Annotated in this window: 21 protein-coding genes; 13 read left to right on the top strand and 8 right to left on the bottom strand. The window is 52.6% G+C overall.

Annotation, left to right across the window (positions count from 1 at the left end; genetic code table 11):
- Positions 1 to 213: 213 nt before the first annotated feature.
- Complete coding sequence (locus HA51_RS09080; RefSeq protein WP_084934215.1) at positions 214 to 1,731, bottom strand: carboxylesterase/lipase family protein; 1,518 nt, start codon at positions 1,729 to 1,731, stop codon at positions 214 to 216.
- A gap of 192 nt (positions 1,732 to 1,923) precedes the next feature.
- Here HA51_RS09080 and HA51_RS09075 point away from each other — a divergent pair, with 192 nt between their 5' ends.
- Entirely contained in the window at positions 1,924 to 2,358 is a 435-nt protein-coding gene (locus HA51_RS09075) for a DoxX family protein (RefSeq protein ID WP_084934214.1), read from the top strand.
- Positions 2,359 to 2,426: 68 nt separating this feature from the next.
- Here the strand turns inward: HA51_RS09075 and hglS are convergent, their stop codons facing one another.
- Positions 2,427 to 3,764 (bottom strand): 2-oxoadipate dioxygenase/decarboxylase HglS, encoded by a 1,338-nt coding sequence (gene hglS / locus HA51_RS09070; protein WP_084934213.1) that lies wholly within the window; start codon positions 3,762 to 3,764, stop codon positions 2,427 to 2,429.
- 88 nt (positions 3,765 to 3,852) lie between these two features.
- Entirely contained in the window at positions 3,853 to 5,187 is a 1,335-nt protein-coding gene (locus HA51_RS09065) for an MFS transporter (RefSeq protein WP_084934212.1), read from the bottom strand.
- A gap of 319 nt (positions 5,188 to 5,506) precedes the next feature.
- Between HA51_RS09065 and HA51_RS09060 the strand changes: the two genes are divergently transcribed.
- Positions 5,507 to 6,427: a LysR substrate-binding domain-containing protein gene (locus HA51_RS09060; protein ID WP_084934248.1), complete on the top strand. Its 921-nt coding sequence runs from the start codon at positions 5,507 to 5,509 to the stop codon at positions 6,425 to 6,427.
- On the opposite strand, the gene smrA is transcribed toward HA51_RS09060, so the two are convergent.
- Positions 6,428 to 6,994: a DNA endonuclease SmrA gene (gene smrA / locus HA51_RS09055; protein WP_084934211.1), complete on the bottom strand. Its 567-nt coding sequence runs from the start codon at positions 6,992 to 6,994 to the stop codon at positions 6,428 to 6,430. It lies immediately after the preceding gene.
- Positions 6,995 to 7,289: 295 nt separating this feature from the next.
- Here smrA and HA51_RS09050 point away from each other — a divergent pair, with 295 nt between their 5' ends.
- Both HA51_RS09050 and uspE read left to right on the top strand, forming a co-directional pair.
- Positions 7,290 to 8,042: a fumarate/nitrate reduction transcriptional regulator Fnr gene (locus tag HA51_RS09050; protein ID WP_084934210.1), complete on the top strand. Its 753-nt coding sequence runs from the start codon at positions 7,290 to 7,292 to the stop codon at positions 8,040 to 8,042.
- Between the two features lie 118 nt (positions 8,043 to 8,160).
- Positions 8,161 to 9,111: a universal stress protein UspE gene (uspE, locus tag HA51_RS09045; protein WP_084934209.1), complete on the top strand. Its 951-nt coding sequence runs from the start codon at positions 8,161 to 8,163 to the stop codon at positions 9,109 to 9,111.
- Positions 9,112 to 9,163: 52 nt separating this feature from the next.
- Here the strand turns inward: uspE and pntB are convergent, their stop codons facing one another.
- Both pntB and pntA read right to left on the bottom strand, forming a co-directional pair.
- Entirely contained in the window at positions 9,164 to 10,552 is a 1,389-nt protein-coding gene (gene pntB / locus HA51_RS09040) for a Re/Si-specific NAD(P)(+) transhydrogenase subunit beta (RefSeq protein WP_084934208.1), read from the bottom strand.
- An 11-nt stretch (positions 10,553 to 10,563) separates the two neighbouring features.
- The gene (pntA, locus tag HA51_RS09035) at positions 10,564 to 12,096 is read right to left on the bottom strand and encodes a Re/Si-specific NAD(P)(+) transhydrogenase subunit alpha (RefSeq protein WP_084934207.1); all 1,533 of its coding nucleotides are present in this window, start codon (positions 12,094 to 12,096) and stop codon (positions 10,564 to 10,566) included.
- Between the two features lie 539 nt (positions 12,097 to 12,635).
- Between pntA and ydgH the strand changes: the two genes are divergently transcribed.
- Positions 12,636 to 13,592: a DUF1471 family protein YdgH gene (gene ydgH / locus HA51_RS09030; protein ID WP_084934206.1), complete on the top strand. Its 957-nt coding sequence runs from the start codon at positions 12,636 to 12,638 to the stop codon at positions 13,590 to 13,592.
- A gap of 211 nt (positions 13,593 to 13,803) precedes the next feature.
- Entirely contained in the window at positions 13,804 to 15,195 is a 1,392-nt protein-coding gene (locus HA51_RS09025; RefSeq protein ID WP_084934205.1) for an amino acid permease, read from the top strand.
- Here the strand turns inward: HA51_RS09025 and HA51_RS09020 are convergent, their stop codons facing one another.
- On the bottom strand, positions 15,196 to 15,609 hold the full coding sequence (locus HA51_RS09020) for a hypothetical protein (RefSeq protein ID WP_084934204.1): 414 nt from the start codon (positions 15,607 to 15,609) through the stop codon (positions 15,196 to 15,198).
- A 176-nt stretch (positions 15,610 to 15,785) separates the two neighbouring features.
- Between HA51_RS09020 and rstA the strand changes: the two genes are divergently transcribed.
- The 6 genes from rstA to HA51_RS08995 all read left to right on the top strand — a co-directional run bounded on the left by rstA (position 15,786) and on the right by HA51_RS08995 (position 20,890).
- A complete protein-coding gene (gene rstA, locus HA51_RS09015; protein ID WP_084934203.1) occupies positions 15,786 to 16,511 on the top strand; it encodes a two-component system response regulator RstA in 726 nt (241 codons plus the stop codon).
- The gene (gene rstB / locus HA51_RS09010) at positions 16,508 to 17,818 is read left to right on the top strand and encodes a two-component system sensor histidine kinase RstB (RefSeq protein WP_084934202.1); all 1,311 of its coding nucleotides are present in this window, start codon (positions 16,508 to 16,510) and stop codon (positions 17,816 to 17,818) included. The genes rstA and rstB overlap by 4 nt, the downstream gene beginning before the upstream one ends.
- A 12-nt stretch (positions 17,819 to 17,830) precedes the next feature.
- Positions 17,831 to 19,318 carry a carboxypeptidase M32 gene (locus HA51_RS09005; protein ID WP_084934201.1) on the top strand — a complete coding sequence of 496 codons (1,488 nt, stop codon included), beginning with the start codon at positions 17,831 to 17,833 and terminating at the stop codon, positions 19,316 to 19,318.
- Positions 19,319 to 19,487: 169 nt separating this feature from the next.
- Positions 19,488 to 19,805, top strand: coding sequence for an acid resistance repetitive basic protein Asr (gene asr, locus HA51_RS09000; protein ID WP_084934200.1), 318 nt, complete (start codon positions 19,488 to 19,490; stop codon positions 19,803 to 19,805).
- 81 nt (positions 19,806 to 19,886) lie between these two features.
- A complete protein-coding gene (gene ydgU, locus HA51_RS27825) occupies positions 19,887 to 19,967 on the top strand; it encodes a small membrane protein YdgU (RefSeq protein WP_021506117.1) in 81 nt (26 codons plus the stop codon).
- Between the two features lie 116 nt (positions 19,968 to 20,083).
- Positions 20,084 to 20,890 (top strand): trypsin-like serine peptidase, encoded by an 807-nt coding sequence (locus HA51_RS08995; protein WP_084934199.1) that lies wholly within the window; start codon positions 20,084 to 20,086, stop codon positions 20,888 to 20,890.
- Positions 20,891 to 21,029: 139 nt separating this feature from the next.
- On the opposite strand, the gene hrpA is transcribed toward HA51_RS08995, so the two are convergent.
- Positions 21,030 to 24,926 carry an ATP-dependent RNA helicase HrpA gene (hrpA, locus tag HA51_RS08990; RefSeq protein WP_084934198.1) on the bottom strand — a complete coding sequence of 1,299 codons (3,897 nt, stop codon included), beginning with the start codon at positions 24,924 to 24,926 and terminating at the stop codon, positions 21,030 to 21,032.
- A gap of 255 nt (positions 24,927 to 25,181) precedes the next feature.
- On the opposite strand from hrpA, the gene azoR reads away from it, so the two are divergent.
- A complete protein-coding gene (gene azoR / locus HA51_RS08985; protein ID WP_084934197.1) occupies positions 25,182 to 25,781 on the top strand; it encodes an FMN-dependent NADH-azoreductase in 600 nt (199 codons plus the stop codon).
- Positions 25,782 to 25,931: the final 150 nt, after the last annotated feature.

Here is a 25,931-nt window from a genome sequence, read left to right as displayed (position 1 = left end):
ACATAATCCCTTGGTGTGAAACGCGAAGGAGGCCCAATAAAATAGGGCATATTGCGTTTATCGGCAGTGGATCAGGAAAATGTAACGGTTTAATAAGCTAATTAATTGCTGGCTGCTTAACAGCAATGAATGGAGAATTATCAATTAATCAGTGAGTTGCATTATGATTTGGCTTAATAAAACATTTGCGCAGTTTCACTATTAGCGCGATCATCAAAGTTTGACGTGACTGCGCATCATCAGGCGGAACAACCGCAAGCGCCCGCGCATGAACTTCGCCTTGAGAACAGCCAAAGGTTGACCATTGAGGCCAAAGGCTAATGTCAGATCTTCACGTGGTCGCCATATCGGCCAGTCCGTCTCCCCCGTGAGTTGATAGCTAAATTCGCTGGCATCACGCGCAAAGGTCACCCAATAACGGCTTACCCGCTTGGCGAAGGCTTTATCCGCCTCGGTGTAGGCACGATCAGTAAGTGGTTGCAGCGTAGTCAACGTATTAAAAACATAAGGGATCTCATTACCGTGCCAGGTACCATGAGGATAGAGATCGCGGGCGTTCTCCGAAACATAGTCAAACCAGTAACGCCATGCAGGCATGCCAATACTGTGCTGTGACTGTGCCACCAGCAGTGGCACCACGGTAAACGCCATATCACGTGCCACCGCGCGGCCTAACAAGGTGTCGTCGTGGATATCATAGAGCCATTTCATTAAGCGGTAACTGAAACGGTTTTTGCTGCGGATCTGCTGTAACACCTTCGCGGCATCCACGCCAAAATAGTCCAATACGCTGGCTTCATCACTGTTGCTGCCGACCATTAAGGGTACGCGATGTTGTTTCCCAGCCATAAACGTCTCCAGCATCGGTCTCGGCAGCACCGCATCGCCACTGATGGCAACCGGGCCCAACCCCAGCGGCCGCTGCAGCGGCCAAAATTGATCGGCGGGTAACTGGCGAAGTTGTTCGGCACTGGCCTGCTCGGGCAGACCAAAGTGTGCTGCGACCTGCTTACCTATTTGCTGTGCTTTTTTTCGGGGTACATCTGGCAGACTGTAGGCACTTTGTACAATCCCTTTATGGAATAATCCTTCTGCCAGCGGCGAACAGCATAGCGACAGCACGCTGCGTGCTCCGGAGGATTCACCAAATAAAGTTACGTTATGACGATCACCGCCAAATGCCGGAATATTGCGTTGGATCCACTGCAGCGCAGCAATTTGATCAAGCAGTGCGAAATTATTCACCACGGCGTCAACCGGGTATTCCGCATCCAGCGCGGGATGAGAGAAAAAGCCGAAATGCCCTAAGCGATAATTGAGCGTGACCACAACCACGCCTTGTGCCGCTAGCGATTTGCCCCGATAAGGATCGAGACTGCCCGCCCCAATCGTAAAGCCCCCACCATGTAGCCACACCATAACCGGGAGAGGACATGACGGTTCGACGTCAGGCGTCCAAATGTTGAGGTACAGGCAATCTTCACTAAATCGTCCCGGATCACCCCCGCCTACCGCCACACAATAGTCACGGTTTTGCCAACTGGCATCACCCCATTGAGTAGCATCTCGCACCGCTTGCCAGGGTTTCACCGGCTGAGGAGGACGCCAGCGCAAAGCGCCCACGGGTGGCGCTGCGTAAGGTATTCCTTTGAAGACAAAGAGATCCTCATCAATCATGCCTCTGAGTTCACCCTCTGCGGTCATGATCCCCAGACGTCGTTCATTTTTCATCACGGGTTCCCTGCTTATGCATCGTTCCATTATTTGCAGGCCTTGCACGAATGTCCATGTTCCGAAAGCATTTGCAGAATAAGCCGAATCAGCTTTCGATCCATTGAACAACACCATCAAAATTTTTGGCTAACCCTGGCATGGTGATTTGTTTTAATGTTGCAAGTTAACCTGGCGAGACGGAGAAGTGCGATGTTTGGTGGAATAAACCAGATGTTTAACCGGATGAGCGATCACCCGGACTTCGGTAAACTGTTGTTGCGTCTAACTTTTGGCGGTCTGCTGTTGTTTCATGGTGAGTTCAAGGTGATGCACGGCGTCGACTGGATAGCCCATATGCTGACTGTCAAAGGCATGCCAGGTTTCATCGCTTACGGTGCTTACATCGGGGAAATAGTGGCACCTGTGATGGTGATCATCGGTTTAATGACGCGCCCTGCGGCCTTCATTATTGCGGTGAATATGATCGTCGCGACGTTGCTGGTAAAAATGGGCGCCATTTGGCATCGAACGGATGTGGGCGCCTGGTCTCTGGAAACGGAGGCACTTTATCTGCTGGGCGCGCTCGCCATCATGTTTTTGGGTGCCGGGAAGTACACGCTGGTGCGTGATTCGCGCCTGCAATAAAAATAAAAGAAAAATAGCCGGTCTGCTGAAGTGGTATTGCCACTTCACAGACCGGCTTTACTTTGGTCCTAATGAATACCACAGCGGGCCAGACTACGTTGTTGCATCTGCTGATAGAGCGTCATTTCATCCTGCACTACAGCCCCCAATGCGGCCTCAAAATCCGCACGACTCGCATTTCCGGCACTTCGCGCCTGCGCTACATCCCCCAAATTAGACTGGAAGATTCCGGCCGCACTTACCGGCAGAAAATCTTCATAGACAATCGGTTCCGCCTGCAATCGCCCCTCGGCGAGCAACTGTGCAACACTCTCGTTCTGCTGTGGGCGCTGGTGTTCACCTTTGTCTGTTAAGCGATAGCGGAACCAAGCCAGCTCCTGTTCACGCAGCGCGTCCTCATCATCGGGGAAATCACGAAATACCGCCGTCAGGTGTTGTTGATGAAGTTGATTATCGCTACCGGTTCCCGCTTGCGCTAACAATCGGTCGTAAAGCTCACGTCCTTTTGGCGTTAATGCCGCACCCCGCTGCTCAATCTCACCAAATCGCGCCGTGTGCGTTCCTGGCGTGCCGTCATTAAAATGCACCGCTTCTTCTAACGCTTTAAAACTGGTCTGGCGCAGCAGAATGGGCACCTGTCGTTGAGGCGGCCCCTCAATCAAAGTTTTAGGATCGATACCCCGCGTTGGCATTAACTTTTGCACGCGATCGATATCCAGTGTGCGTGGCGTCAGGTGGTTAATGTGGCAGCCCTGAAAGCACACAACATCGGCGGTTAAGCGATGTTGCTGGCTTAACGCACGGTAAGTGCTGCTATCCACTGTGGTGTGGGCATGCCAGCGGAAGGTTTCCAGCGCCTCTTTAACAAAAATAGCCGCATCAGCAGCATGCAAACCACCTTGTTGCTGATGTTTGGCGATCAAAGCGCGGCAGCCTGGCGTGAAGATATCGCGCGCCGCTAAAATCGCAGCGGCCTTCTCGCGCAGCGTTACGTCGTCGATGAGTTCAAGCCGAAGCAGTGAGGTAAAGACTCGGAAGGGATTCCGGCGTAATGCGCTGTCACTCACCGGACGAAACGCGGTGGAGTGCACGGGCACACCGGCCTGTGACAGGTCGTAATAACCGACAGGCTCCATGCCCATCACGGCAAACATCTGGCGTAGAGTACGCAGTTCATCAGCCGTGCCCACACGAATTGCACCGTGACGTTCGACGCTCAAACGGGCCAGCTCATCCGCCGCCGCCAGCCGATTTTTCAATGCCGGATTGGCCTCAAGCGTGCGCTCGTTTACCGCCGTCACCAACTGCGTCAGGACACCATACTGCGGCACTTCCTGCTGATACATACTGGACATGGCTTGCGAAAACAACGTACGAATTGCGTCACGGGTTAGAAAATTTTCCATGGTCATCACCTCGGGCTAAAGGGTTGTTGCTAATGTAGATCAACCCTTTATTGCCGTGGAAGAATTTCATGGAACTGTGATCGCCCTTTCACTCAACTTCGTTTGAGCGGTCACCAAAGCGGCATTTCAGCGTCAGCATAATGGTGGTGAGTACGGCCGGGATTGCCAATAACAAGAAGATTTGGCTAAAGGACCAGCCAAGAGAAAGGAGTTCTGCACCGACAAACGCACTCACAATCGCACCAATGCGACCCACACCGTGCATCCAACTGGAACCAGTCGCTCGAGCATGTGTCGGGTAGAAGCTGGCGGATAAGGCATTCATGCCGGTATTCGCGCCATTGAAACAGAAGCCACTTAAGAAGGCGATGGCGCTCATCAGGCCAACTTCTGCTGGCGAAAACCCCAGCGCAACAATCGCAATACCGCCGCAGAAGTAAATCACTGCAAGTGCGATATTGGCATTGATGCGATCCATCAGCCAGCCAGCAAACAGCGACCCTAACGTACCTCCGGCCTGATACATCGCCGTCACGATAGCCGCTTCGGTGACTGTCATGCCAAGTTTATTGATCAGAGAGGGCATCCAGCTTCCAATCAAATAGACCAGGAACAAGCCCATAAAATAGCCGCCCCACAGCATCAGGCTACCAAACAGATAACGTGGCGAGACGACCGTCGCGACGGCACCGCGCCGAACCTGCGGCTGCTCGCTGGACAGATAATCACTATTCGGCTGAACGACGCCAGGCAGCATACGTTCGAGAATGGCATGAATGCGTGCAGCAGGCGCACGACGGCTGATCAGAAAGCGAACGGATTCAGGGAGACCCCGTATCAGGAATGGCAGGACAATCAGTGGCAGCATACCACCCATGAGCATGACGGAATGCCAGTCATAGCGAGGCAGTAGCCATGAGGCAGCAAAGCCACCAGATGCAGCGCCAAAGGTGAACCCGCAGAACACGACGGTGATAATAAAGGAGCGTCGGCGCTCTGGCGCATACTCCGCCACCAGCGTGCCAACATTAGGCATGGCGGCACCAAGCCCCAAGCCCGTGAGGAAACGGAACAGCATCATCTGTTCGATGTTCTGCGCCATTGCCGTTGCCAGCGTCCACAGGCCAAAGAAGCACACGCTGAGCAATATCATCATGCGACGACCATAACGATCGGCCAGCGGCCCGGCAACCATTGCGCCGAGCGCAAGTCCAATTAACGCCGCGCTGATAACCATGCCCAGCTGATGATTGCTCACGCCCCAACTGGCTTTTAGCGTGGGCGCGATAAAGCCCATTAACGCGATGTCCATCCCATCCAGCGCCACGACGATGAAACAGAGTACAATCAAGCGTTTTTGCCAGCTGCTGAGTGCACTTTGATTAATGAGCTGGCGGACATCTACGGCTTCAACGCTGGTCACGGATTAACTCCTGCACTTTCATCGCCTATCATCAGTTTTGGTAAAAAAAACGGCGCTAATGATAGCTCATCGTTAACAATAACGGGCAGGATTTTTGAGTGTAAGTGAGAATTATTCCATTTTTTTGCCATTAAGCGATTGATACTACAACGGTAGAGGTTTTATCAATTCAGCACGTATTTAACAAAACAAGGAATTACAGTAACTTAGCCACCGACTGATAAAACCGCGGTTTTGTTAAGATAATTTTGCAGGGAAGTTAACATTATTTCTTTTTAACCGTTGCCGTCGCCCGGTAAAACTCATTATGTTAAAGGTTATGGATAAAAAAAACCTTTTCAATCAGCGCATTCGCTTGCGCCACTTACATACCTTTGTCGCCGTTGCGCAGCAAGGGACGCTTGGGCGCGCGGCAGAGACCTTAAACCTCAGCCAGCCTGCGCTGTCGAAGACCTTAAATGAACTAGAAGAACTTGCCGGAGCGCGGCTTTTTGAACGCGGACGTCTTGGCGCGCAACTGACCACCCTAGGTGAACAATTTTTGGTCCATGCAGTGAAGGTGCTTGATGCACTTAATCATGCAGGACAGAGCTTCAATGCGCCGCAGTCAGGTCGCCCAGTAATTATTCGTCTTGGCGCCCTGACGACCGCAGCAATGGGAATGCTGCCGCAAATACTTGATCGCTTCCATGAGCAGCAACCTAATACCACTGTTCAGGTCGCCACGTTGCACAACAACGTGTTGCTCGCGGGCCTGCGCGCGGGTGAATTTGATATTGGCATTGGGCGCATGGCTGATAGCGAGATGATGGCCGGACTAACCTACGAGTTGTTATTCCTGGAATCACTTAAACTCGTGGTGCGCCCTGAGCACCCCCTACTCAGTGACAACGTCACGTTATCTCGCGCCATGCAGTGGCCAGTGGTGATTTCACCTGAAGGCACCGCTCCGCGCCGAATCGCGCAACATATGTTGGATGAGCAAGGTTGTTCACTTCCGGCAAACTGCGTAGAAACGTCTTCAACATCGTTGGCGCGCCAGTTGGCATTGCGTTACGACTATGTCTGGTTTGTGCCCTCTGGCGCTATAAAAGAGGATTTGAACCACAATGCCGTGGCAGCCTTACCGATAAATTCGCCAGGTCCGGGTGAACCCGTTGGCATCATTACGCGCAGCGGCAAGAGCCTCAATCTGAGTACCGAAGTACTTTTGGCGACCATTCGTAAATTTCACACCTAGCTAGCGGCTACGTTTGGCGTGGCGCTCACGATTATCCAGTCGCGCTTGGTCGGTTTTGCGTAAACTGACATAGAGCGCGCCTGCCCCCCCGTGCTGCGGTTGCGCCACACAGAAACTTTGCACTTCATCAAACTCCTGCAGCCAGCGCGACAGATAGCTACGCACGATATTCGCATGTGATTCATCATCTCGCCCTTTACCATGAATAATCAGCAAATTGCGCAGTCCCTGTTTTCGCGCTTGCAGCATGAAGCTGAACAACGATTGGCGGCAGGTTTCTACCGGCTGCCGCAGTAAATTCAGACTGGCGTCCAGTGGATATTTTCCCAAACGTAATTTCTCAACTACGCCTTGCTGAATGCCATCGGTTTTATATTCCAGCGGCGTGTTGAGCGGAATGATGTCAAGAAAGCCCCGTGTCAGGAAATTCTCTTCTTCATCCTCTCGCTGCGCAGCACGTGGCTCTTTGGTAGAGGGCGCGCGCAACCACTGGGTATTGGCGCAATCTTTCAATGGCGTTACATCGCCCATGGCATCCCGGAAAAGGTCTTCATCGTCAAGGTTCATGGTTTTTCTCGCGCCTGGTGGTTTATTAAGCGCAAAATGCCGCTCAAAGACAAAATAGTAGCAAAGGATTTTTGGCATCACATCTGTCACTTTTTGCGCTACGACTCTTTGTGAACAGATGTAAATATGTAAAGAAAACGTGCCAGATCAATAAACTTAGCACCTTGAGCAATGCGCAAATACAGGAATACCTGACGTTTGTAAGGGATTGATGATAATTACTGCTCGGATGAGTTCCCTAAACAGATAAAAATGTTAAAATTGACGGCAGTCAATAATCATCGAGCGAGCCCCTATGATCCCGGAAAAACGCAGCATTCGACGTATTCAGTCAGGCGGTTGTGCCATCCATTGTCAGGATTGCAGCATCAGCCAATTGTGTATTCCCTTCACGCTGAACGAGCACGAGCTGGATCAGCTGGATAATATCATTGAGCGCAAAAAGCCTATTCAGAAAGGCCAGACGCTGTTCAAAGCCGGTGATGAACTGAAATCACTTTATGCTATTCGTTCCGGCACCATCAAGAGCTATACCATCACTGAACAGGGTGATGAGCAGATTACCGGTTTCCACCTGGCGGGTGATTTAGTGGGCTTTGATGCCATTGTGGGTGCGCAACATCCCAGCTTCGCGCAAGCGCTGGAAACGGCCATGGTGTGTGAAATTCCTTTCGAAACCCTCGACGACCTTTCCGGTAAAATGCCTGCCCTGCGCCAACAGATGATGCGTCTGATGAGCGGCGAGATTAAAGGCGATCAGGATATGATCCTGCTACTTTCCAAAAAGAATGCGGAAGAGCGTCTGGCAGCCTTTGTCTGGAATCTGTCGCGCCGTTTTGGTCAGCGTGGTTTCTCCCAGCGTGAATTCCGCCTGACAATGACGCGCGGCGACATTGGTAACTATTTGGGACTTACCGTAGAAACGATCAGTCGTCTACTGGGCCGCTTCCAGAAAAGTGGCATGCTGGCGGTGAAAGGCAAATATATCACTATCGAGAACCACGCATTGCTGGCAGAACTGGCTGGCCAGACAGAACAAGCAGCGTGATTTAGAGCCGGGTCAATAATTGTTATTTAATTGATCCGGCAACAACTTTTCCCCTTCTGCCCTGCGCAAACTTAGGCTATCTTTAATCCAACTTGCTTTGGTTTGAGGAGATTGCCTTATGTCCCGGTACCAAAATATTCTGGTTGCGATTGATGCACAGCAGGATGATCAACCCGCGCTGCGTCGTGCAGTGTATCTGAACCAACGTATCGGCGGAAAAATCAAAGCTTTCCTGCCTATCTATGATTTCTCCTATGAAATGACCACCTTATTGTCACCGGATGAACGCTCTAACATGCGCAAAGGTGTCATTAGCCAGCGGACTGAGTGGATCCGCCAGCAGGCCCATGCGTACATTGAGGCCGGTGTCGATATTGAAATTAAAGTGGTCTGGCACAACCGCCCCTATGAAGCGATTATTCAGGAAGTGCTGGCACACCAGCACGACCTGGTCTTGAAGATGGCCCATCAGCACGACCGTCTGGAGGCCGTGATCTTCACGCCTACTGACTGGCATCTGTTACGCAAATGTCCGTCACCGGTCTGGATGGTAAAAGATCAGCCCTGGCCTGAAGGCGGTAAAGCGGTGGTGGCGGTGAACCTGGCGAGTGAAGAACCCCATCATGATGAACTGAATCAGAAGTTGATTCGTGAAACGGCTCTTCTGGCGGATATGGTCAATCACACCGAAGTGCACTTGGTCGGTGCTTACCCCATCACGCCCATCAATATTGCGATTGAACTGCCTGACTTTGATCCCAGCGTTTATAACGACGCCATTCGCGGCCAGCATCTGGTGGCGATGAAAGCGCTGCGACAGAAATTCTCCATCGGTGAAGAGTTTACCCACGTGGCGAAAGGTTTGCCGGAGGAAGTGATCCCCGATATCGCGTTACAGCTGGAAGCGGGGATTGTCGTGCTTGGGACGATTGGCCGCACCGGACTCTCAGCCGCCTTTTTAGGCAATACCGCTGAGCAGGTGATCGACCATCTGCGCTGTGATTTACTGGCGATTAAACCGGATGACTTCAAATCGCCGATCGATTACGAAGAAGACGAAGACGATTAAAAACAGCAAGGGCGACCACAAGGGTCGCCCTTCTTTTTACCTCTGTACTCAGTTACAGGGCGCGCAGAATGCCTTCAACACTGGCCTTCGCATCACCAAACAACATTTGTGTGTTGTCTTTGAAGAACAGTGGGTTCTGAACGCCTGCGTAACCGGTGTTCATGGAACGCTTGAACACGATAACGTTTTGCGCTTTCCACACTTCCAGCACCGGCATTCCGGCAATTGGGCTACGCGGATCTTCCTGCGCTGCCGGGTTAACCGTGTCGTTGGCACCGATCACCAGAACAGTGTCCGTGTCGCTGAAGTCATCGTTGATCTCGTCCATCTCCAGCACCACGTCATAAGGCACTTTCGCTTCCGCCAGCAACACGTTCATGTGACCTGGTAAACGACCCGCAACCGGGTGGATACCAAAACGGACCTTAATACCGCGAGCACGCAGTTTCTCGGTAATCTCCGCGACCGGGTACTGTGCCTGGGCGACCGCCATCCCATACCCAGGTGTGATGATCACAGAAGAAGAACCTTTCAGCAGCTCTGCAGTGTCTTCCGCCGTGATTTCACGATGCTCACCCTCTTCTTCGCTTTCGCCGCCTACGCTCACGTCAGTACCGAAACCGCCAGCAATGACGCTAATGAACGAACGGTTCATCGCCTTACACATGATGTAAGACAGAATCGCACCTGAAGAACCCACCAGCGCACCGGTCACGATCAGCAAATCGTTGCTCAGCATAAAGCCTGCCGCCGCCGCCGCCCAACCGGAGTAGGAGTTCAGCATCGAAACCACAACTGGCATATCTGCACCACCAATTGAGGCAACCAGGTGCCAGCCGAATACCAAGGCAATGACGGTCATCAGCAGTAAGGCAACCACTTGTGAACCCGTGCTATCGGTCTGTACGAACCAAAGCATCAGCAGGAAAGAGACCACTAAGGCCGCCAGGTTCATTTTGTGACGATGCGGCAGCATCAACGCTTTAGAAGAGATCTTGCCGCGCAGTTTGCCAAACGCCACGATGGAACCGGTAAAGGTCACCGCACCGATGAAGATGCCGAGGAACACTTCGGTCAGATGGATATTTTCCATGACCGGTACCAGACCTGGTGCATGGTCGAGGTAGCTGTTAAAGCCCACCAACACCGCAGCCAGACCGACGAAGCTGTGCAAAATCGCCACCAGTTCTGGCATTTCAGTCATTTCGACTTTCTTCGCCAGACGGACGCCAATCGCACCCCCGATCACCATCGCCAACAGGATCCACGCAACGTTGCCGCTGTTAGGTCCGAAGATGGTCGCCAGCAGCGCAATCGCCATGCCGCTGACACCAAAGATGTTACCTTGCTTGGACGTCTCGTGTTTAGAGAGACCGCCCAAGCTGAAAATAAAGAGAATCGCGGCAACAATGTATGCTGCAGTCACTAATCCGCCAGACATGTTGTTACCCCTTAATTCTTACGAAACATTTTCAGCATGCGCTGGGTGACGGTGAAACCACCGAAGATGTTGATGCTGGCAATCAGCACGGCAACGAAAGCAAGGAAGGTGACCCAGCCACCGTGCCCCATCTGCAGCACCGCTCCCACCACGATAATGCCGGAAATGGCGTTGGTGACAGACATCAACGGTGTGTGCAATGCATGGCTGACGTTCCATACCACGTAGTAACCGACCACGCAGGAGAGCGCGAAAACAGTAAAGTGGGAGAGGAACTCAGGCGGAGCCACATTAGCGAGGCAGGCAAACAGCACCACGGCCAGCGCGAGCAACAGATATTTGCGCCACGGTGAAACCGGTTTGGCTTCCACTTTAGCTTTTAGCTGAATGGCCGCCTGTGCGGTTTTCGGTGCAGCAGAAACCTGAATCGGCGGTGCCGGCCAGGTGACTTCGCCGTCGCGAATCACGGTAACGCCACGTACGACAACGTCTTCGAAGTCGACGGTGATTTCGCCGTTTTTCTCTTTGCACAGCAGTTTCAGCAGGTTCACCAGATTGGTGCCGTACAATTGAGAGGACTGTGTAGCCAGACGGCTAGGCAGATCGGTATAACCAATGATCTTCACACCGTTGCTGGTTAAAGTCACCTGATCGGCCACGGTCAGATCGCAGTTGCCGCCGGTGGCCGCCGCCAAATCGACAATCACGCTGCCTGGCTTCATGCTGGCAACCATTTCGGCCGTGATCAGCTTCGGTGCCGGTTTGCCTGGGATCAATGCGGTGGTCACGATGATATCGACTTCTTTAGCCTGTGCCGCGAACAGTTCCATCTCAGCCTTAATAAAGGCTTCTGACATCACCTTGGCATAGCCATCACCACTGCCTGCTTCCTCTTCGAAGTCCAGTTCAAGGAACTCGGCGCCCATACTCTGCACCTGTTCTTTCACTTCTGGACGGGTATCGAACGCACGAACGATAGCCCCAAGGCTGCCAGCCGCGCCGATTGCCGCCAAACCCGCTACGCCTGCACCGATAATCATCACTTTGGCAGGTGGCACTTTACCTGCCGCCGTGATTTGACCGGTAAAGAAGCGACCAAATTCGTGTGCCGCTTCTACAATCGCACGGTAACCCGCGATGTTCGCCATTGAACTCAGCGCATCCAATGCCTGTGCACGGGAAATACGTGGCACAGAATCCATGGCCATCACGGTAACTTGGCGTGCCGCCAGTTTTTCCAGCAGTGCCGGATTTTGCGCTGGCCAAATAAAGCTCACCAAGGTGCTACCCGCGCGCGTCAGTTCAATCTCTTGATCGTCAGGCGCGTTAACTTTCAACACAATGTCGGACTGCCAGACTTCGTGGGTGCTGGTGATAGCAGCACCGGCGGCGATAAAGCTTTCATCATCAAAGCTGGCACGAATTCCTGCGCCCTGCTCGACAGTCACGCTGAATCCCAGCTTGATCAGCTGCTCAACGGTCTTGGGCGTAGCTGCGACGCGCGACTCGTTAGCTAACCGTTCTTTGGGTATCCCAATTAACATACTGTTTCCTTTCAACAATTAAAGGATGAGGTTCTGTAAGTGGCACAAGCTCATAAGACTGAAACAGCGTTTCAGCCTTTTATGAGCAAAATGCGCAATGTAACAAAGTCTTTATAACCTACTGAAAATGTGAAAAGTGATCCACAGCGATAACGCACACTTATGACATTCACACAAATATTCAGATGCAAAGATTGAATGCCACGTTTTGCCACTAGTTTTACGGCATATTAAAAAATATTCTGCTGCGCAAAATCGTGTCATGTCGAATTAAGTGTTTTCAAAAACCTATATTTAACAATGTGTTAACTATTATAGTACTATGTGTTACCACAATAAGTGGTAACCTGATTAAAAAATCGCCATAACATAACCAAATGACATCTCAATGAATAATTTGCGGAGATTGTCAATCTTATGCGCATAAATTGGCTGAGACAGGCTGATTATTACATGCAATAATCAGCGGCTAATCTGTTATACATCAAGAGTCCAGCACGTTTTCGTACTCATTTTGCGTAAGGCGAAGGATCATTTTTATGAAGCTGAAGAACACCATTCTGGCGACCACCTTGTTATCCCTTTTGGCAGCAAATGCATTTGCCGCCAAAGAGTTGACGCCAGAACAAGCGGCCGCGTTGAAGCCATTCGAACGTATTAATATCAGCGGTCGTTTTAATGCCATTGGTGATGCCACTGATGCCATCTCAAAAGCAGCCGATGAAAAAGGCGCTGACTCTTTCTATGTGCAAGGCATCAATGACACCAACGGTAATGGTGGTAACTGGCGCGTAACGGCAGACCTGTACAAAGCTAATGCACCTAAAGCGGATGACACCACCCAATACCGTACGTTCAATGGTGTTAAAGAGCTGCCGAAAGCAGAGGCGTATCGTTTAGAGCCATTCGATACCGTCTCTGTCAGCGGATTCTTCTCTAGCCAGCCAGATGTGAATGATGCCATTGCCAAACAGGCAAAAGACAAAGGTGCTGCTTCCTTCTTTATTGTGCGTCAGGTTGATGCCAACAACGGCGGCAACCAATACATTACCGCTTATGTTTACAAAGCTGATGCGCCTGAGCGTAAGGTACAAAACGTCTCCGACTCCATCCCAGCAGATTCTGATGCAGGTAAAGCGGCGCTGGCGGCTGGCGGTGCGGAAGCGAAAAAAGTGGCCATCCCGGGTGTTGCCTCTTCCGATACACCAAGCCGTAGCGTAGGTCGCTTCTTTGAAACGCAAAGCTCTACGGGGCAGCGCTACACGGTGAAACTGGCCGATGGCCGTAGTGTGCAGGAAGTCAATGCCATCACGGCAGCGCAAATGCAGCCATTTGATACGGTGACCTTCTCTGATCACTTCGGTACGCCTACAGAAGTGTCTGAAGCCGTTGCCAAACGCGCTGCAGATAAAGGCGCGAAGTATTACCACATCACCCGTCAGTGGTCGAGCCAGAGCGGCGGTAACCTCACCGTCACTGCTGACCTGTTCAAATAATACTGATGCGGGGCGAGATGCATCGCCCCGCTCTTCTGTTTGCATAATCTCTGCGCAAATCTGCATAATCCCGCATTGCCTTCCCTATTTGCTCTCCGTAAAATCCTTCGCCTGTTTTCAGGGTATTCCGTTTTAAACTCGGCCAAATACCGCGTTACACTCCAGCGGAATAATCACCACCCAGCATAGTCTGCTGTTCAGGAATGGCGTTTTGGATAAAAAATTAGGTCTTGGTGCGCTCACGGCGCTGGTGCTTAGCTCAATGCTCGGTGCAGGCGTATTTAGCCTGCCACAAAATATGGCTGCCGTTGCCGGTCCGGCCGCCTTGCTGCTTGGCTGGTTGATTACCGGTGTGGGTATCATTTTTCTGTCGCTGGCAATGCTGCTTTTGACGCGCTTAAAGCCCGAACTGGATGGCGGCATCTTCACCTATGCTCGCGCAGGCTTTGGCGAACTGGTTGGGTTTTGTTCTGCATGGGGTTACTGGTTGTGTGCGGTCATCGCTAACGTCTCCTATCTGGTGATCGTTTTCTCCGCGCTGAGTTTCTTCACTGATACCCCCGATCATGTGGTGTTTGGCGATGGCAACACCTGGCAGGCAATGCTGGGGGCCTCGGTTTTGTTATGGTTGGTGCATTGTCTGGTACTGCGTGGCGTACAAACAGCCGCCAGCATCAATTTGTTAGCCACACTGGGAAAATTAGTCCCGCTGCTGCTGTTTGTGGTGTTGGCACTGATAGCATTCAATTATGATCGCTTTACTTTCGATTTCAGCGGGCTGGCACTTGGCCAGCCACTGTGGCAGCAAGTGAAACAAACTATGCTGATCACCTTATGGGTGTTTATTGGCGTTGAAGGTGCGGTGGTCGTTTCTGCGCGTGCGCGTCATAAGAAAGATGTAGGACGCGCGACCATGATGGCGGTCATCGCGGCATTGTTGGTTTATCTGCTGGTGACATTACTGGCATTGGGCGTTGTGCCCCGCGCGGAACTGGCGCAAATGCGCAATCCTTCCATGGCGGGCTTGATGAAACATTTGCTCGGGCATTGGGGTGACGCGGTCATCGCGGTGGGCTTGATCATTTCTGTGTGCGGCGCCTATCTCAGCTGGACCATCATGGCCGCCGAAGTACCGTTTCTCGCGGCACAACAAGGGGCTTTCCCGCGCAGCATTGCGCGACAGAATCGCCACAACTCGCCTGCCGCCTCATTATGGCTCACCAACGGTAGCGTGCAGGTGTGTCTAATCCTCATTGCGTTGACGGGCGCAGATTACAATACCTTGCTGACCATCGCTTCAGAGATGATTCTGGTGCCTTATCTGCTGGTGGGTTTGTATTTGATCAAAGTGGTACGCGGGCAGAATAAACCGTTGGCGATGTTGACGGGCATCGGTGCCAGTGCCTACGGCCTTTGGTTGCTTTACGCCTCTGGCCCACTGCACTTGCTGCTTTCCGTGGTGTTGTATGCGCCAGGTTTATTGCTGTTTCTCTATGCGCGACGCGGCGGCCGAAGCAAGACGTTACTGTCTCAGCTAGAACGCATCGCGATTGTCTTGCTGATTGCTGCGTCACTGCCCGCCATGTGGCAGCTTACGCAATAATTAGTGGGGTTGGATCGGGATGGAAACACACAGCAGGTCATCCTGCTGTGTCAGGTTGAGCGCTTTACGATATTCATGATGAATGGCGTCAAGTTGCTCGGCTGACAGTGGATAAGGCAGCTGAATATCGAACCGGCTGATGTGTTGTTGTTCAGCCAAGGTGATCAGTCGCGCGATGTTAATTTCATCACTGACCTGAGTAGAAATGATTTGTAATGCTAATTCTTTCAGGTGTTCGTCGCTCGCCGCCAGGCCTTGAGCAGATTTCCGCGTCACCATGCCAAAAATCGGCATGACACCGTAAATGGCGTCAACAAAACTCCAGCGTTTTTTGCAGGAAGCGGAAAGAAAATCGCTGTAATTGAAGCAGATGCGGTCACTGTATCTGGCTGAAGCCAGCTCTTTATCAGACACCCTCGCACTCCTCCTGGTTTTCATTACGGTTCCGAACCTTGCGCTACAACGCGCCGCTAATAATGGCACATTTCACCAGGAACATACCAGTCAGGCAGGGATATTTCGTGCGATAGCGTAGAGCTCAGGTCCAGGAAAAGTTATGCTGCTGTCATTCTCATCACTTGCAGAGAAATATGAACAGAATTGTCTATGTGGAAGATGAGCCAGAGGTGGGTGAATTAATCGCCGCTTATCTTGGCCGCCACGATATTGAAGTGATTGTTGAAACGCGCGGTGACCGCGCTGAAGCCACCATCCTTGAGGCCGATCCCGATCTGGTTCTGCTGGATATTATGTTGCCAGGTAAAGATGGTATGACGGTGTGCCGCGACCTGCGCGCGCACTGGCAAGGGCCGATCGTGTTACTGACCTCACTCGACAGCGACATGAACCATATTCTGGCGCTAGAAATGGGGGCTAATGATTACATCCTGAAAACGACGCCTCCGGCGGTTTTATTAGCGCGTTTGCGCCTGCATCTTCGGCAGGCTCAGGGTGTCCAGCCAGAAGTCGCGCCAGCGGTGCAAAGCTCGCAGCGTGTCTTACGCTTTGGTTCACTCACCATTGATTCACTGAATCGCCAGGTGACGCTGTTCGATGAGAATATCACCCTCTCCACCGCAGATTTCGATCTCCTGTGGGAGCTGGCAACACATGCCGGCCAGATCCTGAATCGTGATGCGTTGCTGAAGACGCTGCGTGGCGTGAGCTATGACGGCATGGATCGCAGCATTGACGTGGCGATTTCTCGCCTGCGTAAAAAGCTCTACGACAGTGCCACCGAGCCCTTCCGCATTAAAACGATTCGTAATAAAGGTTATCTGTTCGCACCTCAGGCTTGGGATACCCGCTCCGCATGAGAAAGCTCTTCATTCAGTTCTATCTGCTGCTGTTTGTCTGTTTTCTGGTGATGACGTTGCTGGTGGGGCTGGTGTACAAATTCACCGCAGAACGCGCGGGACGTCAGTCAATGAACGATCTGATGGCCAGCTCGCTGTTCTTGATGCGTAGCGAACTGCGCGAGATCCCCCCGCGAGACTGGAACAAGACCATCCGCAATCTCGATCTCGATTTGTCTTTTGAACTGCATATCGAGCCGATGAGCAAATATCAGCTGGATGAGGCCGACATGAGACGCCTGCGCGCAGGTGAGATTGTCGCGCAGGATGATCAGTACACTTTTCTGCAGCACATTCCGCGCAGCCACTATGTTTTGTCAGTGGGGCCGATTCCTTACCTGTTCTACCTCCACCAGATGCGAATCCTCGATATCGCGCTGCTGGCCTTCATTGGCATGTCGCTGGCGTTGCCCGTTTTTATCTGGTTACGACCTCACTGGCAGGAGATGCAGCGCCTCGAAAAGGCAGCGCAACGTTTTGGTCGCGGTGAACTGGATGTGCGTACGCATTTCGAAAGCACGTCCAGTCTGCACAGTCTGGGGGTCGCATTTAACCAGATGGCAGACAACATCAACACGTTGGTGGCCAGCAAGAAGCAGTTGATAGACGGTATCGCCCACGAATTACGGACTCCGCTGGTGCGTCTGCGCTACCGATTAGAAATGAGTGACAATTTGAGTGAAACCGAATCGGCTGCGCTCAATCGCGATGTGGGTCAGTTAGAGAGCCTGATCGAAGAGTTGTTAACCTACGCAAGGCTTGACCGCCCACGCGTTGACCTGAATCTCCAGTCGTTTGATCTCGCCCAATGGTTACGCCTCCACATTGATGATGTGCAAACCATGAACCCTCAAGCACAAATTACGCTGGATATCCCGCAACTGGAGAACGTCGGTTCCGCTGACACCCGCCTGATGGAGCGTGTGCTGGACAACCTGGTCAACAATGCGCTGCGCTATGCGCAACAGCGATTGCGAGTCAGTCTGTGGTTTGATGGTGCCATCGGCAATTTGCAGGTCGAAGATGATGGTCCCGGCATCCCTCAGGAAGAACGCGAGCGCGTGTTTGAACCTTTTGTCCGTCTCGATCCCAGCCGTGACCGGGCCACAGGCGGCTGCGGTTTGGGACTGGCCATTGTGCACTCCATCGCGCAGGCGCTGCAAGGGCAGGTCTCTATTGAGAGCAGCCCATTAGGCGGGGCGTGCGTTCGCTTCTGCTGGCCGGTTGATCTACCCTTGCGAGACATTACGCCACGTTTACCGTCATAAGGAGCTTTTATCGTGACATCCGCTTATCAGCAGCTTAGTCGTACTTTCCAGCGTCTCTCTCGCTTTGGCCATCTTGGTGCAATTGCTGGCGTAGATATGCAAACCACAATGCCTCCAGGCGGCAGCCAGGCGCGCGGTGAAGCCATGGCCGAGTTGAGTGTGTTTATGCATGAACTGTTGACCGATAAGCGCCTCGGCGGTCTGTTTGATGCCGCACAGCAAGAGTCTTTAAACGACGTCGAGCAAGCAAATCTCAGTGAAATGCAACGCGCCTGGCAACAGGCAACCCTTCTTCCTGCCTCGCTGGTGGAAGCCAAATCGTTAGCAGGTTCTCGTTGTGAACATGCCTGGCGTCAACAGCGTCCAGCGAATGACTGGAAAGGCTTCTCGACCAACCTGAAAGAAGTGGTGAAGCTCAGCCGCGAAGAGGCGCAATTGCGTGCCGAGGCGTTGGGCGTTTCCCGTTACGACGCACTCTTAGATGTGTTCGAACCTGGCATGACCAGTGCACAGCTTGACCAAACCTTTGGCGACCTGAAAAGCTGGTTGCCTGACCTGTTGCAGCGTGCCGTCACCAAACAGCAGAAAAGCGCCATTGAAGCACCCGTTGGGCCTTTTGCTATCGAAGCACAGAAGCAACTGGGCCTGAGCCTGATGAAAACCCTCGGTTTTGATTTCAATCATGGCCGCCTTGACGTCAGTGCTCATCCGTTCTGCGGCGGTGTGCCCGAAGATGTGCGCATTACCACCCGCTACAACGAGAATGATTTCCTCAGCGCTATGATGGGCGTGATCCATGAAACGGGCCACGCTCGTTACGAGCAAAATCTGCCACAGCAGTGGCGTGGGCAGCCAGTAGCCCTTGCGCGATCCACCGCGATCCATGAATCTCAAAGCCTGTTTATGGAGATGCAGTTAGGGCGCAGCAAAACGTTCTTGCAGCATATCCACCCGCAAGTTGTCGCCCTAATCGGCGATCAGCCCGCTTTAGGGCTGGATAATTTCATTCGCCAGACGCAGCGAGTGAAGCCTGGCTTTATTCGCGTTGATGCCGATGAGCTGAGCTATCCCGCACACGTCATTCTGCGTTATGAAATTGAACGCGCGTTGATTGAAGGTGAAATTGAAGTCGATGATATCCCTGCGCTGTGGGATGAGAAGATGCAGCAGTCGCTGGGTATTGATACGCGTGGTAATTATCGCGATGGTTGCATGCAGGACATTCACTGGACCGACGGTGCCTTTGGCTACTTCCCGACTTATACCTTGGGCGCCATGTATGCGGCACAGCTGTTCCAGGCCGTAAAGCGAGCCATCCCGCAGGTGGACGATCTGATTCTTAACGGCGAGTTGCAGCCGGTGTTTGACTGGCTACAGCAGAACATCTGGCAGCACGGCAGCCGCTTCCCAACGGAGACATTACTGGTCAATGCCACTGGCGAAAAGCTGAATCCGCACTATTTCCGCCAGCATCTTGAACAACGTTATCTCTCTGAGTAAACTGCGCGGCGGCCTTACTGGCCGCCCTTTTCACATCCTTTACCTTACTTTGTACATTCCGTTACACGCCGATACCAATCCCTCACGGAAAGCCTGAATTGTTTTTCATATAGTGATTTCACCGGCCCCGCAGTGGGCTACACATGAAAAAATAGTTCGAGGATTTGCGATGAAAAAATTAGTTGCTCTGGTGATCGCCGCTGCTATGGGTATGTCTTCTGTTGCTTTCGCTGCTGAGACCACTACTGCTGCTCCTACTGCTGCCGCTACTACTGCTGCACCAGTGAAGCATAAAGCTGCTCACCATAAAAAAGTTGCCCAGAAAGCCCAGGCCGCTAAGAAACACAAAAAAGTAGAGAAGAAAGCGCCAGCTGCACAGAAAGCTCAGGCTGCTAAAAAGCACCACAAAAAAGCAACCAAGCCAGCTGCACAGAAAGCCCAGGCTGCTAAAAAGCACCACAAAAAAGCGAAAAAAGCAGCTAAATAAGTCTGTCTCTTAGCGCCAATACCGCATTAATTTTTAAAACACCCGGTTATGCCGGGTGTTTATTTACTGGAGTAGCGAAAAATGGTGCGTCGCTATCGCTTCGAAATTATCCTGATTGTGATGATCCTCTGCGGCATTATTGCAGCCAGTTTTTTTATCTAGTCGTTGTAGCGTGCTGATTACTCCAATATTTCTCCCTTTTTTCCCGCTCTCCGACTATAGTTATCGCTCAAGCGTGATGACAATATCCCCTACTTATTCTCGCCATTGAGAGAACTATGCGCCTGGCTATCCTGTTTCTTGTTGGTATTTTCAGTTTTAACCTCGCAGCACATGCCGATGATGAAGATGGGCCAAGCCCGGAAGACATCAAGACGCTATTCTTTGGCAAAGACCATCGCAAGGCGATCACGGATGTGAGTGCCGCGCCTTGGGACGCGATCGGCCAGTTAGAAACCGAAAGCGGCAACCTCTGTACTGCAACCCTTATTTCAGCACATCTGGCGTTAACTGCCGGTCACTGCTTACTGGCTCCTCCTGGCAAATTCGATAAGCCCGTTGCCCTGCGTTTTATGGCTGGCGCGAAAGGTTGGCGTTACGAAATTCATGACATCGATGCGCGGGTTGAACCCTCTTTAGCACGTAAATTACAGGCCGATGGTGAAGGTTGGATTGTGCCACCGGGCGCAGCACCTTACGATTATGGGTTAGTTATTTTGCATAACCCGCCGTCTGGCATTGTGCCAATTCCGTTATTTGACGGTTCCCGTAGCGATTTAACTGATGCGCTGAAAACCACAGATCGCAAAGTGACGCAGGCAGGTTACCCAGCGGACCATCTCGATACACTCTATTCACACAGCGATTGTTTGATTACTGGCTGGGCACAGCGTGCCGTGCTATCGCATCAATGCGATACGCTGCCGGGAGACAGTGGCTCACCGCTGTTGCTGAAAAATGGAGATGGCTGGCAGTTGATTGCGGTGCAGAGTTCCGCCCCCGCTCCAGCCGATCGTTATCGTGCTGATAACCGAGCCATTGCGGTGACCTCGTTTAAAGATAGCCTGGAAGAATTAGCAAAATAACGCCTTCGAACTGAGGGTGTTTTCATTGGAGCGGTGCGATTTATCGCGCGTACCTTTAGCGGCATTGCTGCTGAAAGACGTGAATAAGATTGCGCCGCTACCGCTCAACAAAGAAAGCAGTAACGGCCCTTCTCACTCGTCAGCTAATCTGTTCCATTGCCTGCAAAATGCGTTTCTCAGAAATCGGGAAAGGCGTCCCTAACTGTTGCGCAAAGTAGCTGATCCTTAGCTCTTCTAACATCCAGCGAATCGCCTGCACTTCGGCATCATCCTGACGCTGCGGTGGCAATTTGTTACGCCAACTCTGCCATGCTTGTTCAGCCGCCTGTACTTTAAGCATCCGCGCACGGTCGCTGTGTGGATCGACCGGCAATTTCTCCAGACGCCGTTCAATGCCTTGCAGATAACGCAGCGTGTCACCCAATCGCTGATAGCCATTGCCCGTGACAAAGCCGCGATACACCAACCCGCTCATTTGCGTTTTGACGTCGGACAGTGCCAAAGCCAGCGAGATATCCACCCGCCCCTTGAGGAACTTGTTGATATTGAACACGCTTGTCAGAATCTGTTCGACCTGTTTGGCGATGGTCACCACAGTTTCATTCAGTTCCGCTCGGACTTTGTCACGCAGTTGCTCAAAGTTATCCTGTTGCCACGCCGGACCGCCCGCTTGTGCCATCAGTTTGTCTACGCCACAGGCAATGCAATCATCAATTAAATCCAGCACTTTACCGTAGGGATTGAAGTACAAACCCAACTTGGCTTTGTTCGGCAACTTTTCATGCAGATATTTGATCGGCGAGGGGATATTCAGCAGCAGTAAGCGGCGCTGACCGCGCCACATCACTTTTTGTTGCTCCAACTCGCTGTCGAACAGGCGAATGGCGACACTGTCCTTTTCATCCACCAGTGCAGGCCAGGCTTTGACCTGATAACTGCCGCGCTTCTGTTCATAACTCTGCGGCAGATCGCCAAAGCTCCAGATGTGCAAACCGCTCTGTTCCAAGCCATCATCCGCCACTTTAGACAGCGTCTCTTGGACTTTGCCTTTCAACACCTGTTTAAGCTGATGCAGATCTTTGCCTTCCTGCAGTTTGCGATTGTGCTCGTCCACGATGCGGAAGGTCATTTTCAGGTGATCGGGCACCTGATCCCACTGCCAGGCTTCACGCTCAATGGTAACACCGGTCATACGACGGAATTCACGCTCCAACGCATCTAACAGCGGTAATTCCAGCGGCGTAACCCGAGCGAGGAAAGCTTCGGCATAATTGGGCGCAGGCACCAGATTGCGACGTGTTGGCTTTGGTAACGACTTGATTAACGCGATAACTAACTCGCGGCGCACGCCTGGAATTTGCCACTCGAAGCCGCTCTCTTCCACCTGATTCAACAGCGGCAGCGGAATGTGGATCGTCACCCCATCCGCATCAGCGCCTGGCTCGAACTGATAGCTCAGCTTCAGCTTTAGGTTGCCCTGATGCCAGAAGTTCGGGTAATCCAACTGACTGACTTTATCCGCGCCATCTTTGATCAGCATCTGCTTATCAAAATTCAGCAGGTCGGGATTCTCTTTGCTGGCCTGCTTCCACCAGCTATCAAAATGGCGTGCCGATACCACTTCACTGCCGATGCGGCGATCGTAGAAGGCAAACAGCGTTTCGTCGTCCACCAGAATGTCACGGCGGCGCGATTTGTGTTCCAGATCTTCCACTTCACTGCGTAACTTCAGGTTGTTGCGCAGGAACGCATGCCGCGTCTGCCAATCGCCTTCAACCAGCGCATGACGGATAAATAACTCACGACTGAGTTGAGGATCGATTCGGCTGTAGTTGACCTTACGCGCCTGCACAATCGCCAGGCCATAAAGGGTCACTTTCTCCGTCGCCATCACCGCACCTTGAGCTTTCTCCCAGTGCGGTTCACTATAGCTACGCTTGATCAGGTGCTGCGCCAGCGGTTCGATCCATTCGGGATCGATACGTGCCGCCACGCGGCCCCACAAGCGGCTGGTTTCCACCAGTTCCGCCACGATAGTCCACTTCGGCGGCTTCTTAAACAGGCCGGAACCGGGGAAGATGGAGAAGCGGGCGTTGCGCGCACCGGTGAACTCCTGCTTCTCATTATCTTTTTGGCCAATATGCGACAACAAGCCCGTCAGCAATGCGCAGTGCACTTCTCGGTACGGCGCGGGCTCGCTGTTAACAGGCATACCTTGCTCACGCACCACCTGACGCAGTTGCGTATAGATGTCCTGCCACTCGCGCACGCGTAAGTAATTCAGGAAGTCGGTTTTACACTGACGACGGAAATGATTACCCGACAGCGCTTTCTGCTGCTCTTGCAGATAATTCCACAGATTCACAAATGACAGGAAATCGGACTCTTTATCGGCAAATCGGCGATGTTTCTCATCCGAAGCCTGCTGTTTGTCGCTCGGACGTTCGCGCGGGTCTTGAATTGAGAGCGCCGCAGTGATGATCATCGCTTCACGCACGCAACCAAATTTTTGCGCTTCCAACACCATGCGTGCCAGGCGCGGATCCACCGGCAACTGCGCCAACTGGCGGCCCGACGTCGTCAGCTTGTAGGTTTCATCTTCACTGAGTGTGATGGCACCCAACTCTTCCAGCAGACGCACGCCATCTTGAATATTGCGCTTGTCGGGCGCTTCAACGAACGGGAAGGCGCCGATATCACCAAGGCCGAGCGCCGTCATTTGCAGAATAACCGACGCCAGGTTAGTACGCAGGATTTCCGGGTCGGTGAACGCTGGGCGGCTGAGGAAATCGTCTTCCGAATAAAGACGAATACAGATCCCCTCTGAGACACGACCACAACGCCCTTTACGCTGATTGGCAGAGGCTTGTGAAACCGGCTCAATCGGCAGGCGCTGCACTTTAGTGCGATAGCTGTAACGGCTGATGCGCGCGGTGCCGGGATCTATAACATACTTAATGCCCGGCACCGTCAGTGACGTTTCTGCCACGTTGGTTGCCAGCACAATACGACGTCCGCTGTGCGACTGGAACACGCGATTCTGTTCGGCATTTGACAGGCGCGCATACAGCGGCAGGATTTCGGTATGCGGAATATCGCGCTTCATCAGCGCATCGGCGGTATCGCGAATTTCACGCTCACCGCTCATAAAGATCAGGATATCGCCACGGCTCTCATGACCCAACTCATCAACGGCATCAAAAATCGCCTGCAGCTGGTCGCGATCGGTATCGTCAGCATCTTCCACAATCGGACGGTAGCGCACTTCCACCGGGTAAGTTCGGCCTGAGACTTCAATCACCGGTGCATGATTGAAGTGGCGCGAGAAGCGCTGCGGATCGATGGTGGCTGAGGTAATGATCACTTTCAGGTCTGGGCGGCGCGGTAACAGCTCGCGTAAATAGCCCAGCAGGAAGTCGATGTTCAGGCTGCGTTCGTGCGCTTCATCGATGATGATGGTGTCATATTGCAGTAACTGGCGATCCTGCTGGATTTCTGCCAGCAGAATACCGTCGGTCATCAGTTTGACTTGCGTGGTGTCGCTGACCTGATCGTTAAAACGTACTTTGTAGCCAATCGTCCCACCCAGCGAGGTTTCCAGTTCATCAGCGATGCGGTTTGCCACGGTACGCGCCGCCAGACGGCGCGGCTGGGTGTGGCCAATCAACCCTTTGACACCGCGTCCCAGCGCCAGACAGATCTTCGGCAACTGCGTGGTTTTTCCCGAACCGGTTTCACCCGCCACAATCACCACCTGATGATCGCGAATCGCCTCAGCAATTTCCTGCTGCTTTTGGCTGACCGGCAGGTTTTCTGGGAACGTAATGCGCGGGGTGGCAGCCCGGCGCTGGGCAATCCGATGCTCGGCCGCCACGAATTCTGGCTCCAGTTCGGTCACAATGTTTTGTTGTGCAGCAGGATTTTTCACCTTGGCGGCACCGTGCAGACGCCGTTGCAAACGCTGGCGATCGCGCAGCGTCAGATTATCGAGCCGCGTCCAAAGTGGGGCTAAAGGAGAAGTGACGGATGATGACATAGTGATGTGTTACCTGTGGTCGCGGCGAGCCTGACAATGTGCGCTCGATGCCGGCTTAAATTTCCCGGCGGATTCAATCAATTATTGTGCGGCATGATAGCACACTCTGGAAAACCTCACCTGACCGGACGTGCGACCTTATTCAATAATTTCGAACATAGGTCTCGAAATATTGCGCTTTTACCTCGCGGAGGAACTCCGTAGAGTGTAACGCATTGAGCGGTAAGCCAACCGCGTCACGCACAGGAAAATACCATGAGCAAAGTTTTAGTTCTGAAATCAAGCATCCTCGCTGGTTACTCTCAGTCAAACCAACTGGCTGACTTCTACGCTGAAGAAGCACGCGCTAAAGGTAACGACGTTACCATACGCGACCTGGCTGCTCAGCCAATTCCGGTACTGGATGGTGAGCTGGTTGGCGCACTGCGTCCTTCCGATGCTCCGCTGTCTCCACGTCAGCAAGAAGCGCTGGCGCTGTCTGACGAGCTGATTGCTGAACTGCAAGCGCATGACACTGTGGTTATTGCTGCTCCGATGTACAACTTCAACATCCCAACTCAGCTGAAGAACTACTTCGACCTGATTGCCCGCGCTGGCGTGACCTTCCGTTATACCGAAGCAGGCCCAGAAGGCCTGGTGACCGGCAAACGTGCTGTGATCCTGTCTAGCCGTGGCGGTATCCACAAAGACACCCCAACCGACCTGCTGACCCCTTACGTGAAACTGTTCCTCGGCTTCATCGGTATCACTGACGTGAACTTCGTGTTCGCGGAAGGCATTGCTTATGGTCCTGAAGTGGCGACCAAAGCCGCTAACGATGCAAAAGACGCCATCAAGCAAATTGTTGCTGCGTAATCATTGAGAACGTGATGAATACCCGAGAATAATGGGTATGATGCCATCGTTGCCGGGCCTGAGTGCCCGGCTTTTTTGTGCCTGAAAGGTGGGAGGTGTTGCAGGCCCCCTTGATTGCGCATCTGTCGGTGAGGCCGCAGCCGACAAAGG

This window comes from Pantoea rwandensis (assembly GCF_002095475.1).
Classification (GTDB): domain Bacteria; phylum Pseudomonadota; class Gammaproteobacteria; order Enterobacterales; family Enterobacteriaceae; genus Pantoea; species Pantoea rwandensis.
This window is presented reverse-complemented; position numbering and strand designations above follow the sequence as displayed.